Here is a 12,930-nt window from a genome sequence, read left to right as displayed (position 1 = left end):
AATCCTCGAATCGGTCGCTAACTACTGCCGACGAATTAATGACTCAGGACACTAGAATGAAGTAACCGGAGCGAACGCTCCGCTTGACTCGACTATACGGAACGTACGCCCCGGTTTGTCAACCAGCAGGTGATGTGCCATGGCTCAACCCGCCCGGCCGATGCGCGCCGACGCGGCCCGCAACCGTGCGCGTGTGCTGGAAGTCGCCTACGAAACCTTTGCGGCCGAGGGCTTGTCGGTGCCGATCGACGAGATCGCCCGACGGGCCGGAGTCGGCGCCGGCACCGTCTATCGGCATTTCCCGACGAAGGAGGCGCTGTTTCAGGCGGTCATCGAAAACCGGATGCAGCGGATTGTCGACGACGGATACGCGCTGCTCAAGTCCGGCGAGCCGGGTGAAGCGCTCTTCACCTTCCTGCGCTCGATCGTCTTGCAGTGGGGCGCGACGGACCGTGGGCTGGTCGAGGCGCTCGCCGGATTCGGCATCGACATCGCACGCGCGGCGCCGCACGCTGAGGAAGCCTTCCTAACCGTGCTCGGCGGGCTGCTGCGCGCCGCGCAGAAAGCGGGCACCGCGCGGCGCGACATCGGCGTCGCAGAAGTGAAGGCGATCCTCGTCGGATGCCAGGCGATGGAGGCCTACAACTCCGCGCTGGCCGAGCAGGTGACCGACGTCGTCGTCGATGGGTTGCGGGCGGTGCCGTAGCCGGGGGTGCGGCTTCTTGCACTCGGCATGGGCGAGTGCTAAGAATGACTTTGGCACTCGCGACCGGTGAGTGCTAGGTCGGGACGGTGAGACCGAGGTCCGGTCGTCCGTCGCGGGCACTGCACCCGGCCAGGACGTGTCATCCCCGATCCGGAGGAATCACTTCGCAATGGCCAAGATAATTGCGTACGACGAAGAGGCCCGGCGCGGCCTCGAGCGGGGCCTGAACAGCCTCGCGGACGCGGTACGGGTGACGTTGGGTCCCAAGGGCCGCAACGTCGTCCTGGAAAAGAAATGGGGCGCCCCCACGATCACCAACGATGGTGTGTCCATCGCCAAGGAGATCGAGCTGGAGGACCCCTACGAGAAGATCGGCGCCGAGCTGGTCAAAGAGGTCGCCAAGAAGACCGACGACGTCGCCGGTGACGGCACGACGACGGCCACCGTGCTCGCGCAGGCGCTTGTCCACGAGGGGCTGCGCAACGTCGCGGCCGGCGCCAACCCGCTCAGCCTGAAGCGCGGCATCGAGAAGGCCGTCGAAAAGGTCACCGAGACGCTGCTCAAGGGCGCCAAGGAGGTGGAGACCAAGGAGCAGATCGCTGCCACTGCGGCCATCTCGGCCGGCGACCAGTCGATCGGCGACCTGATCGCCGAGGCGATGGACAAGGTGGGCAACGAGGGCGTCATCACCGTCGAGGAGTCCAACACCTTCGGCCTGCAGCTCGAACTCACCGAGGGTATGCGCTTCGACAAGGGCTACATCTCGGGCTACTTCGTCACCGACGCCGAGCGTCAGGAAGCCGTCCTCGAAGACCCGTACATCCTGCTCGTCAGCTCCAAGGTGTCGGCGATCAAGGACCTGCTTCCGTTGCTGGAGAAGGTCATTCAGTCCGGCAAGCCGCTGCTGATCATCGCCGAGGATGTCGAGGGTGAGGCGCTGTCAACCTTGGTCGTCAACAAGATCCGCGGCACCTTCAAGTCGGTGGCGGTCAAGGCCCCCGGCTTTGGTGACCGCCGCAAGGCGATGCTGCAGGACATGGCGATCCTCACCGGCGGCCAGGTCATCAGCGAGGAGGTCGGGCTGACCCTCGAGAACGCCGACCTGTCGCTGCTCGGCCGGGCCCGCAAGGTCGTCGTCACCAAGGACGAGACCACGATCGTCGAGGGTGCCGGTGACTCCGACGCCATCGCCGGTCGGGTGGCTCAGATCCGCACCGAGATCGAGAACAGCGACTCTGACTACGACCGCGAGAAGCTGCAGGAGCGGCTGGCCAAGCTGGCCGGCGGTGTCGCGGTGATCAAGGCCGGTGCCGCCACCGAGGTGGAGCTCAAGGAGCGCAAGCACCGCATCGAGGACGCGGTGCGCAACGCCAAGGCGGCCGTCGAGGAGGGCATCGTCGCCGGCGGTGGTGTGACGCTGCTGCAGGCGGCCCCGACGCTCGACGAGCTCAAGCTCGAGGGCGACGAGGCCACCGGTGCCAACATCGTCAAGGTCGCGTTGGAGGCTCCGCTCAAGCAGATCGCGTTCAACTCAGGTCTGGAGCCTGGGGTTGTCGCCGAGAAGGTGCGCAACCTGCCGGCGGGTCACGGTCTCAACGCGCAGACCGGTGAGTACGAGGACCTGCTGGGCGCCGGCGTCGCCGACCCGGTCAAGGTCACCCGTTCGGCGCTGCAGAACGCGGCATCGATCGCGGGGTTATTCCTGACGACGGAGGCCGTCGTCGCCGACAAGCCGGAGAAGGAGAAGGCAGCTGCTCCCGGTGCCGGCGGCATGGGCGACATGGACTTCTAAGTCCGTATCGGAAAAGCCCGGTCCCTTTGGGGGCCGGGCTTTTCCGTTGCTAAGCGGGCGTCGACGACGATGCTTTGAAGATCACGCAGTCGTAGGTGTGCCCGCGCGCACAGGTCGGGTCGTCGTCGGCGGCAGGCCGGTGCAGGAGTGCGCGCGTGGGCACCATCTTCACCGGATCGGTCGCTTCAGGGTCGACGGGCGTTTCGGTGTCGGCGTCGACGATGAGCGAGTACTCGCCCGGGTCGCTCGGCGGCCAAACCAGGGTGGCGGTGCCGTGCCGGGACAGGTTGGCGCGGGTGTGCCCGCCGACCGGGCCGATGTCGAACGCGCGGCCGTCGAAGGCCGGCTCGATTTCCACCGCTCGCACCCGGTAGTGATCGTTGACGGTGATCAGATAGGCGAACCCGTAGCTGCCGAGGGCGTCGGCCAGCCGGTCCAGATCCACATCTGCGCTCATGTGGATAACTGTATGCGGCTTTGGTGGGCCGCCGTCATGCTGCCGGCTGTGGATTGGGACGAGCGGCCATTTCTCGGGCGGCAGGCCGTGCGGCGGGGCGGCATCTCCGAATACCAATTGGAGAAGAAGTGCAGAGCTGTCTATCGCAATGTCTATGTGCCCAAGCAGGCAAAGCTGACCGCGCTGAGCCGAGCCCGCGCGGCGTGGCTGTGGTGTGGCGGCGACGCGACGCTGACCGGGCTCTCGGCTGCGGCGGTATTGGGAACGAAATGGATCGACCCCGAGAGTCCGGCGGAGCTGAGCCGCATCAACCGGCACGTCCCGCCCGGCATCGTCGTCCACTCCTACGACTTGGATGCCCGAGAAGTGTGCGTTGTCAACGAAATTCGGATCACCACCCCGGAACGTACCGCGTTCGATATCGGCCGGACGATGCCCGAGGATCGCGCGATTCCCGTACTGGACGCGTTGGCGAACGCGTCGGATTTGAAGATCGCCGACGTCGTCGCACTCGCCGATAGCAGACCAGGCAGTCGCGGTGTCCGCCGGCTGCGGTCGGTGCTGCGGCTGGTCGACGGCGGTGCTGAATCGCCGCAAGAAAGCCGGCTGCGACTGCTGCTCGTCCGCGCGGGACTTCCGCCGCCGGAAACCCAGATCCAGTTCGTCGACCAGTTCGGTGTCGCCCGGATCCGTGTCGACATGGGCTGGCGGGAATGGAAAGTGGCCGTCGAGTACGACGGCGTGCAGCACTGGTCTGACCGGTATCAGCGGTCGTGGGACATCGACCGCGTCGCAATGCTCGAAGCCCTCGGCTGGGTCGTTGTTCGAGTCAGCGCCGAGATGATGACTCGGCCGCGGGTCATCATCGAGCGAGTGATGGCCAAGCTGCGGGCGGCGGGTTGTCCTCTCTAGCGCCGAGTGTGCAGGTTATGCCTGCGATTTCGCCGATTCTTCGCCCATAACCTGCACAGTCGGCGCCGTCGGCCAGCCGCAGGCGCGGCCCGGCTAGGCCGCAGGGGCGGGTTGCCGGCCGCGGATCAGCTTGCCCGGCCGCGCATCGGTGGGCACCCCGTCGCGAGCGATCACCTCGCCCGACACGACCGTCGCCACATACCCGTCCGCGGTCTGGTCGAGCCGGCGCCCGCCGGCGGGCAGGTCGTAGGTGATCACCGGCTTGTGCAGCCGTAGCCGCGTGTGGTCGATGACGTTGAGGTCGGCCTTGTAGCCTACGGCGATGCGTCCGCGATCAGCCAGCCCCGCAACCCGGGCCGGCACCGATGTCAGCCGGCGGACGGCGTCCGGCACGCTGAACCGGCCGGACGCCCGGTCGCGCGCCCAATGCGTCAGGAAATACGTCGAATAGCTGCCGTCGCAGATCATCCCGTAGTGGGCGCCGCCGTCGCCGAGCCCCAGCACGACGTCGTCGCGGCGCAGCAACTCGCCGACCGTATCCAGCGAATAGTTCTCGAAATTGCTGGTGGTGACCAGCAGCATGGCGTGCCCGTCGTCGTCGAGCAGCCGGTCGTAAGCCTCCTCGATCGGGCGCACGCCGCGGGCGCGGGCCCGCGCGGCGATGCTGTCGGAGCGGCGCGGCTCGTAGTTGGGGTCGTCGCCCAGCGGGAAGATCCAGTCCCAGGCCTGCGCCAGATACATCAGCGGATGGCCCTGCCCCGGCTTGTCGGCCAGAATCCGTTCCCGCACTTCGGGTTTGCGCATCGCGGCGACGCGCTCGGCCAGCGGCAGCTCGGCGATCTCCCGGTAGCTGGGGTAGAGCACGAACGGGTTAGCGCTGAGCTCCAGCCCGATGATCAGCCCGATCGGGCGCGGCAACAACTGCGCGGTACAACGGGGGCCGTCCCCGCCGCCGGCCGCGTTGGCCTTCTCGATCATGGTGATCGCATCCGGCCACATCGGGTCGCCGGCGTTGCCGATCGCCAGCGTGAACGTCACCGGCAAGCCGACATCCTCGGCGACGTCGAACACCTGCTGCAGCACCGGCTGATACCCGCCGGCCGGCACGTCGGGCACGAACTGGATCAGCCCGCCGCCACCGTCGACGACTCCCTGGGCGATCTCGAAGATCTCTTCCCGTGCCGCGTCGTAGCTCGGGATCGGCGAACCGCTCGCCGTTTTGTGGATCATCAGGCGCGACGACGCAAAGCCCAACGCCCCGCACTCGATGGCCTCCTTGGCCAGCGCCCGCATCTTGGCCAGGTCTTCGGGTGTGGCGGGCTCGCGCTGGGCGCCGCGCTGGCCCATCGCGTAGACCCGCAGCGGCGAGTGCGGCAGGTAGGCGGCCACATCGATGTCGCGCCGACCCGCATCCAGCGCATCAAGGTACTGCGGGAAGGTTTCCCAGGTCCACGGCAGCCCGTCGGTCATCACCACGCCGGGGATGTCCTCGACGCCGGCCATCACGTCGACCAGCACCTCGTGGTCTTCTTGGCGGCAGGGGGCGAAGCCGACGCCGCAGTTGCCCATTACCACCGTCGTCACCCCATGCGCCGACGAGGGGTTCAGCCGGTCCGACCAGATGGACTGACCGTCGTAGTGGGTGTGCAGGTCGATGAATCCCGGGGTAACCAGCAGCCCGGTCGCATCGATCTCCCGCGCACCTGGGCCGTCGACCTTGCCCACCGCCGCGATCACCCCATTGCGCACCGCGACGTCCCCGACGTACGGTTCACCGCCCAACCCGTCGACGATGCTGCCATTGCGGATCACCAGGTCGTAGGTCATCTAAATAATCTACGACCGTGTCGGTGGCTCATGCCAGGCTGAACCGCATGATCGATCACTTCGGTATCAATTGCGCCGACTACCCAAAGCCCAGCAGTTCTACGACACGGTGCTTGGGCGCGGAGTCGTTGCACGCGCCCCGGCTGTGGCCGGAATACCACCCCGGTTACTTCGGCACGTTCGTCCGCGATCCGGACGGCAACAACGTCGAAGCGGTCTTCCGCGGCGCGGCGGGCGGCCCGTAATCTCGCCGATATGTCCGACGACGATGTCGCTGCCGCGCAGGAGTTGCTGCGCGACGCGTTCACCCGGTTGATCGAACACGTCGACGAGCTCACCGACGGTCTGACCGACGACAGGGCCCTTTACCGGCCCAGCCCCAACGCCAACAGCATCGCCTGGCTGATCTGGCACAGCGCGCGTGTGCAGGACGTCCAAGTGGCCGACATCGCCGGCGTCGATCAGGTGTGGACGCGCGACGGCTGGGCAGACCGGTTCGGCCTGGACCTGCCGCACGACGACACCGGCTACGGGCACAGCCCCGAAGACGTCGCGAAGGTGCGCGCCCCTGCGCAGCTGTTGTCCGGCTATTACCACGCCGTGCACAAGCTGACGTTGGAGTACATCGCCAGCATCGGCGCCGACGAGCTGTCCCGCATCGTCGACGAGCGCTGGGACCCGCCGGTGACGGCAAGCGTGCGACTGGTCAGCGTCATCGACGACTGCGCCCAGCACCTCGGCCAGGCCGCCTATGTGGCGGGAATCGCAGAGCGGCGGACTTGACACCTGTCGAGGTGGCTAGCATGTCGCTATGACCGCCATCACACAGCCACCCAGCACGCCCGAGTTCTCCGGCACCGGCACCATCCTCAGCCCGGCCACCGGGGCGGTAGCCGGAGAAGTCCGCTGGACCGATCCCGCCGACGTTCCCGCCATCGCCGGCGGACTGCGGGCGGCGCAACGGGAATGGGAGCAGCGCGGCGCTAAAGGGCGGGCCAAGGCGCTGGCCCGGTTTGCCGTGTGGCTGGGTGAGCATCGCAGCGAAATCGAGGAGCTGCTGATCAAGGAGACCGGAAAATCGGCGATCGACGCGGGCCAAGAAGTGCCGATGCTGATCATGATCCTGGCCTACTACATCAAGACGATGGACAAGGCGCTGGCGCCCGAACGCCGTCCCGCGGCGCTGCCGTTCCTGGCGATCAAGAAGATCACCGTCCACTACCGGCCCCGGCCGGTCGTCGGCATCATCGCGCCGTGGAACTACCCGGTGGCCAACGCGCTGATGGACGCGATCGGCGCGTTGGCGGCCGGCTGCGCGGTGTTGCTCAAACCCTCGGAACGCACCCCGCTGACCGCCGAGCTGCTGCGGCGCGGCTGGCTCGATTCCGGTGCGCCCGATGTGTTCGCGCTGGCCCAAGGTGCCCGCTCGGTTTCCGAAGCCGTGATCGACAGCGTCGACTTCATCCAGTTCACCGGGTCTACCGCGACCGGGCGCAAAGTGATGGAGCGTGCCGCACGCCGGTTGACGCCGTTAAGCCTCGAATTGGGCGGCAAGGACCCGATGATCGTGTGCGAAGACGCCGACATCGAGTTGGCGGCCCACGCCGCGGTGTGGGGAGCGATGTTCAACGCCGGCCAGACTTGTGTGTCGGTTGAGCGGGTCTATGTGCTCCAACCGGTGTATCAGCAGTTCGTCGACGCTGTGGTTCGTGACGTGCAGGCCTTACGGGTCGGCGCCGGTGAAGGCCACTTCGGCGCGCTGATCGACGAGTCGCAGCTGGCCGTGACCGAGCGCCATGTCGCCGACGCGAAAGCCAAAGGGGCGCAGGTACTTACCGTAGGCCGGCGCGCTGATGGGCCCGGCAGCTTCTACCTGCCCACCGTGTTGGTCGACGTCGACCACTCGATGGCATGCATGACCGAGGAGACGTTCGGTCCCACGTTGCCGATCATGAAGGTCGCCACGGTCGACGAGGCGATCCGGCTGGCTAACGACAGCCCATACGGGTTGAGCGCCTCGGTGTTCTCTCGTGATGTCACGCGCGCCAAAGACATTGCATTGCAGCTCGATTGCGGTGCGGTCAACGTCAACGACGTGATCAGCAACCTGATGTGCACCACCGCTCCGATGGGCGGCTGGAAGGCGTCGGGCATCGGGGCGCGGTTCGGCGGCGCCGAGGGGCTGCGCAAGTATTGCCGCGCGGAGACCGTGGTGGTGCCGCGCACCAGCGTCGGCGGCGGCTTTGCCTACTACAACAATTCGCTGAAGACGCTGGCCCGGACGAATCGGATGATGACCCGCCTGGCATTGGCGGGTCCGCGCCGCATAGCCAAAGCCGCCAAATAGGGGTGCGGTTCGTTGCGGCGGTGCTGTTCTGGTTGGCCGCCACTACTGGACTGGCGGTAGCGGTTCCGGCGGTCTGGGCCCAGCGCAACATCATTGACGCCAACGGTTATGCGGGGATGGCCCAGAAAGCGGCGGCTGACCCGCAGTTGCAGGCGGCGGTGGCATCCGAACTCACCACCACGGCGACATCGCTTATCGGCGAACACGGTTCCCGCGCCGATCCGGGACTGGTGCAAGGTGTCGCCTCCGCCTATACCGCCGGTCCGTCGTTTCCGCCACAGTTCGTGCAGGCCAACCGCATTGCCCACAGCTGGGCGTTCGCCGGCACGCAGTCTGCCCCCGAGCCCTGGCTGCTCGACCTGGCTCCCATGCTGAACGACACGGCATTTCGGCAGACGCTGGCCGACCACAACGTGCACATGCCCACCACGGCGACCGTGCCGATGACAGTGTCTGCGCCAAAGGCATTGCGGCCCGGCCAATTACATCCGCTGGCCACCTGGGGTCCATGGGTGAGCCTGGCGGCGACGGTATCGACCGGGATCTGCGCGGTGCTGACGCTGGCCACCGCCCGCAGCCGCGGCAAGGCGCTGGCCAGTCTGGGAGTTTCGGCGCTGCTGGTCGGTGCAGCCGGTTATGCGGGCATCGAGGTCGCCCGCCGTCACATCAACGAGGCGCTCAACCACACAAGCGGCGATGTCCGTCGGATCGGCGATGCGATGGCCGGCTACGCCGAAGGCGACCTGCACCACTGGCTCAACCTGACGCTGGCCGCCGGAGGCGCGCTGGTGGTGTTCGGTGTGCTGGCCGCGATGCTGGGTGGTCTGCGCAAGGCGTAACTCGTTGGGCGCAAGTCAGGTCAGCGGCAATTCGCCCAGCATTTTGCCGGTCGGCTTCCGTGATCCGGTGCCCGGTTCGACGGTCAACGCGAGCGCGGTCGAGTTGCTGAGATTGGTGATCACTGCCGTCGTCGACGGAGCCACGGCCTTGGTGTCCATCGTTCCCGCCGACGTAGGGCCGTGCGCGTCGAACAGCCACATCTGATACACCGAACCCGGTGATGGCGGGGGCACGTTGTTCATTACCAACACTCCGGCATTTTTGTCGCGGGAGAACAGCACGGTCGCGCTTCCGCCGCTCAGCAGCGGACCTGCGACCGTGCGCACGTCGGGTGCGGCCAGCACTTGCTCGGCGACCGTCGGCGACGAAGACGGCCGCAGCGCCACTCCGACGCCAAACGCAGCCAAACCTACGACGATGACCGCTGCCGCAGTCGAAATAGCTGTGCGCCAACGACTCTGATGGCTGCCATCGGAGCTTACGGCCGCCAGCACTGCTCCGCGCAGATGCGCAGGAGGCTCGGCGGCGGTGGCCGCCGACACGACCGCCATCGTCTCGCGCACGGAGCGCACCTGCTCATGAAAGGCCTCCGCCACCGGCGCCGGCGCGGCCGCGACCTGTAGGTCGATTTCGGCGCGCTCGGCCTCTGAGATGGCATGCAGGGCATATGGGGTAGCCATCTCGAGCAAGTCCATTTCGGTCGGCTCGGTCATCCGACACCCAGGCAGTTGCGCAGTGCGCGCAGCGCATCACGCATGCGCGACTTGATCGTCGACAGGTTGGCGGATAACCGCTGCGAGACTTCGACGTAGGTCAACCCGTCGTAGTAGGCCATTTGGATGCATTGGCGCTGGCCGTCGGGAAGCCCTTTCAGGCACTCCGACACCCGGCGCCGGTCGTCACCGGCAAGCGCGGAGTCGGCGACTACGTCACTAGGCGGATCCACGCTGGCCGCCGCGTAGCGCGATTCTCGTTGGGTGGCGGCTTGCTCGGCGCGCACGCGATCTACGGCGCGCCGGTGCGCCATGGTCAGCACCCACGCCAACGCAGACCCTTTGCTGGGGTCGTAGGTGCCCGCGACTCGCCACACCTCCAGATAGACCTCTTGGGTGGTTTCTTCGCTGTAACCGGAATCGCGTAGCACACGGGCGACCAGGCCGTATACCCGCGAGCTCGTGCGGTCGTAGAACTTGGCGAATGCGTCGGCGTCGCGACGTGCCACCCGGCGCAGGAGTGCGTCGAGGTCGCTGCTCACCCGCGGCGGTCCGGTCATCGACCGGTAGCTTATCCTCTTGGCCACAAGCGTCGGCGTGTGTTTGGCGATCGGCGCGGCTTTTTCCATTTGAGGACGAAAAGCGCGGTGCGCCCGTCGAATCCCTGGAGGTCGGGACGGCCCTCGATGCACTTCTCGGTGCACTGGGCACCGGTTGGCTAGACCGGCGACACGACTGCTGATCACCGCAAATGAGCGCGCGAGTGGTTGGTGCACATCAGGAATTCGGACCCCAGGGCCGTGCGGACGGGCAAGTGCGACCAAGCGCCGCGCCAGCATCGCTTCGAGCGAACGGGCCGTGCGCAGCAGGGACAAGGCCGCGTTCCTGATCACCGTAGAAGTCCATCCATGCGGGCGATCACTCCGAATAACAGCTGTCCGACCCTTAAGCGGCGGTGCTTGCCGCAGTGACGAAGGAGCTGAAGCGGAAATGAAGGATGCTAAGACCAAGGCAGTCGCGGTGGGATTGGCGGCGATCGCGCTGGTGGGGTTCTCGGCGTGTTCGGGCAAAAAATCCGAGTCCGAGAAGACGACGAGCATGAACCCGACGACCAGCATGGCAGCGCCCGGCACCACGAGCGCAATGGCCGGTCCCGCTGCCGATCTGGTCGGTTCGGGATGTGCGGATTACGCCGCGCTGCATCCCAGTGGTCCGGCCTCGGTGGCGGGGATGGCGCAGGATCCTGTTGCGACAGCCGCATCGAACAACCCGATGCTGTCGACGCTGACCTCGGCGCTCTCGGGTAAGCTGAACCCGAACGTGAATTTGGTCGACACTCTCAACAACGGGCAGTACACCGTGTTCGCGCCCACCAACGCCGCGTTCGACAAGCTGCCGTCGTCCACGATCGACGACCTCAAGGCCAACTCCGACATGCTCAAGAGCATCCTGACCTACCACGTGGTGCAAGGTCAGCTGAGCCCGGCGAAGGTCGATGGTCCGCACAAGACGCTGCAGGGCGCTGACGTGACGGTGTCGGGTGCCGGCAATGACCTGAAAGTCAACAACGCGGGCCTGGTGTGCGGAGGGGTGCACACCGCTAACGCGACGGTGTACATGATCGACACGGTGTTGATGCCGCCCGGTCAGTAACTTTCACGCGGCAGGGCAGTCCGGTGCGCCGGACTGCCCTGCTGTGCTTTTATGGTTGGCACGAATTACTCTGTCGCCCTTGGTATCCATCGCAGCGACGGCATCGAATAGTAGGTATGTTGACCCTTGCCCTGGTCGGTTTCGTCGGTGGCCTGATCACCGGAATCTCCCCCTGCATCCTGCCGGTGTTGCCGGTGATCTTTTTCTCCGGTGCCCAGACGGCCGGCGGCGAGGTGGCTGCATCGCCGCAATCCGGTGGCGCCGTCGCGACGAAACATACGCTGTCGCAGACCTTGCGCCCATACCGGGTGATCGCCGGCCTGGTGCTCAGCTTCACCCTGGTCACCCTGCTCGGCTCGGCGGTGCTGTCGCTGCTGCACCTGCCGCAGGACGCCATCCGCTGGGTCGCGCTGGTCGCGTTGGTGGCGATCGGTCTCGGGCTGATCTTTCCCAAATTCGAGCAGCTGCTGGAGCGTCCGTTCTCGCGCATCCCGCAAAAGCAGATCAGCACCGGCACAAGCGGGTTCGGGCTCGGCCTGGCCCTGGGTGTGCTCTACGTCCCCTGCGCAGGTCCCGTCCTCGCCGCGATCGTCGTGGCCGGCGCCACCGCACGGATCGGCGTCGACACCGGCGTACTCACCTGCGCCTTCACGGTGGGCACCGCGGTACCGTTGCTGTTCTTCGCGCTGGCCGGCCAGCGGGTGGCACAGCGGGTGAGCGCTTTTCGGCGACGCCAGCGCACGATCCGCGTTGCCGCCGGGGTCGTGACGATCTTGCTCGCGGTGGCGTTGGTGTTCAACCTGCCGGCGATGCTGCAGCGCGCCATTCCCGACTACACCGGCACGCTCCAAGAGAAAGTCGGCGGCTCTGAAGCGACCCGGCAAAAGCTCAACCTGGGCGGCATCGTCAACGAGCAGAACGCGCAGCTGTCCAACTGCAGCAACGGGGCGGCGCAGCTGGAAAATTGCGGACCTGCGCCCGACATCAAGGGCATCACCGCATGGCTCAACACCCCCGGCAACAAGCCCATCGACCTGCGCTCGTTGCGGGGCAAGGTGGTGCTGATCGACTTCTGGGCGTATTCGTGCATCAACTGCCAACGCGCCATCCCGCACGTCGAGGGCTGGTATCGGGCCTACCAGGACAGCGGTTTGGTGGTCATCGGCGTGCACACCCCCGAGTACGCGTTCGAGAAAGTCACCGGCAACGTCGCCAAAGGCGCCGCGGATTTGGGCATCACCTATCCGGTTGCGCTGGACAACGGCTACTCGACATGGACGAACTACCGCAACCGGTACTGGCCCGCCGAGTATCTGATCGACGCCAATGCCACAGTGCGCCACATCAAATCCGGCGAAGGCGATTACAACCTCACGGAGAAGCTGATCAGGCAGCTGCTCACCGCTGCCAAGCCCGGTACCAAACTGGCACGGCCGGTCGACGCGCCCGACACCACGCCGCAGGACGGGTCCACCCCCGAGACGTACTTCGGGGTGGGCAAGATGGTCAACTACCGCGGCGTCGGGGTGTATGACCAGGGCTCAGCGATGTTTAACTACCCACCAAATTTGCCTGCCGACAGCTTCGCGTTGAGCGGGCCGTGGTCGCTGGATTACCAGGGCGCGACGGCCGACAGCGACCAGTCGAGCATCAAGCTCAACTACCACGCCAAAAACGTCTACC

Annotated in this window: 11 protein-coding genes and 2 pseudogenes (1 of these 13 only partly in view); 9 read left to right on the top strand and 4 right to left on the bottom strand. The window is 66.4% G+C overall.

Annotated elements, in window-relative coordinates:
* The first annotated feature begins 139 nt into the window (after window positions 1-139).
* Window positions 140-706: a TetR/AcrR family transcriptional regulator gene (locus tag ACFE99_RS14615; RefSeq protein WP_375486449.1), complete on the top strand. Its 567-nt coding sequence runs from the start codon at window positions 140-142 to the stop codon at window positions 704-706.
* 169 nt (window positions 707-875) lie between these two features.
* Complete coding sequence (gene groL / locus ACFE99_RS14610; protein ID WP_375486447.1) at window positions 876-2,498, top strand: chaperonin GroEL; 1,623 nt, start codon at window positions 876-878, stop codon at window positions 2,496-2,498.
* Window positions 2,499-2,547: 49 nt separating this feature from the next.
* On the opposite strand, the gene ACFE99_RS14605 is transcribed toward groL, so the two are convergent.
* Complete coding sequence (locus ACFE99_RS14605) at window positions 2,548-2,955, bottom strand: pyridoxamine 5'-phosphate oxidase family protein (RefSeq protein WP_375486445.1); 408 nt, start codon at window positions 2,953-2,955, stop codon at window positions 2,548-2,550.
* A 12-nt stretch (window positions 2,956-2,967) separates the two neighbouring features.
* Between ACFE99_RS14605 and ACFE99_RS14600 the strand changes: the two genes are divergently transcribed.
* Complete coding sequence (locus ACFE99_RS14600) at window positions 2,968-3,867, top strand: DUF559 domain-containing protein (protein ID WP_375486443.1); 900 nt, start codon at window positions 2,968-2,970, stop codon at window positions 3,865-3,867.
* A 93-nt stretch (window positions 3,868-3,960) separates the two neighbouring features.
* Here the strand turns inward: ACFE99_RS14600 and ACFE99_RS14595 are convergent, their stop codons facing one another.
* Window positions 3,961-5,694 carry an amidohydrolase family protein gene (locus ACFE99_RS14595; RefSeq protein ID WP_375486441.1) on the bottom strand — a complete coding sequence of 578 codons (1,734 nt, stop codon included), beginning with the start codon at window positions 5,692-5,694 and terminating at the stop codon, window positions 3,961-3,963.
* 113 nt (window positions 5,695-5,807) lie between these two features.
* On the opposite strand from ACFE99_RS14595, the pseudogene ACFE99_RS14590 reads away from it, so the two are divergent.
* The 4 genes and pseudogenes from ACFE99_RS14590 to ACFE99_RS14575 all read left to right on the top strand — a co-directional run.
* Window positions 5,808-5,939 (top strand): annotated as a pseudogene (locus tag ACFE99_RS14590) (VOC family protein); the annotation flags it as partial.
* A 10-nt stretch (window positions 5,940-5,949) separates the two neighbouring features.
* Window positions 5,950-6,477 (top strand): mycothiol transferase, encoded by a 528-nt coding sequence (locus tag ACFE99_RS14585; protein ID WP_375486439.1) that lies wholly within the window; start codon window positions 5,950-5,952, stop codon window positions 6,475-6,477.
* 28 nt (window positions 6,478-6,505) lie between these two features.
* Window positions 6,506-8,041 (top strand): aldehyde dehydrogenase family protein, encoded by a 1,536-nt coding sequence (locus ACFE99_RS14580; RefSeq protein ID WP_375486437.1) that lies wholly within the window; start codon window positions 6,506-6,508, stop codon window positions 8,039-8,041.
* Window positions 8,042-8,043: 2 nt separating this feature from the next.
* Window positions 8,044-8,880 (top strand): hypothetical protein, encoded by an 837-nt coding sequence (locus tag ACFE99_RS14575; RefSeq protein ID WP_375486435.1) that lies wholly within the window; start codon window positions 8,044-8,046, stop codon window positions 8,878-8,880.
* 15 nt (window positions 8,881-8,895) lie between these two features.
* Here ACFE99_RS14575 and ACFE99_RS14570 read toward each other — a convergent pair whose 3' ends face one another.
* A complete protein-coding gene (locus ACFE99_RS14570) occupies window positions 8,896-9,594 on the bottom strand; it encodes an anti-sigma factor (RefSeq protein WP_375486433.1) in 699 nt (232 codons plus the stop codon).
* Window positions 9,591-10,154 (bottom strand): sigma-70 family RNA polymerase sigma factor, encoded by a 564-nt coding sequence (locus ACFE99_RS14565; protein WP_375486431.1) that lies wholly within the window; start codon window positions 10,152-10,154, stop codon window positions 9,591-9,593. The genes ACFE99_RS14570 and ACFE99_RS14565 overlap by 4 nt, the downstream gene beginning before the upstream one ends.
* 430 nt (window positions 10,155-10,584) lie before the next feature.
* Here ACFE99_RS14565 and ACFE99_RS14560 point away from each other — a divergent pair, with 430 nt between their 5' ends.
* Together ACFE99_RS14560 and ACFE99_RS14555 are read left to right on the top strand one after the other, a co-directional pair.
* The gene (locus ACFE99_RS14560; RefSeq protein ID WP_375486429.1) at window positions 10,585-11,247 is read left to right on the top strand and encodes a fasciclin domain-containing protein; all 663 of its coding nucleotides are present in this window, start codon (window positions 10,585-10,587) and stop codon (window positions 11,245-11,247) included.
* Window positions 11,248-11,363: 116 nt separating this feature from the next.
* A pseudogene (locus ACFE99_RS14555) lies at window positions 11,364-12,930 on the top strand (cytochrome c biogenesis protein DipZ) (it continues 160 nt past the right edge of the window).

The organism is uncultured Mycobacterium sp., assembly GCF_964249325.1.
GTDB lineage: Bacteria > Actinomycetota > Actinomycetes > Mycobacteriales > Mycobacteriaceae > Mycobacterium.
Note: the sequence above shows the minus strand (reverse complement) of the source record. Positions and strands in the feature narration are given on the sequence as shown.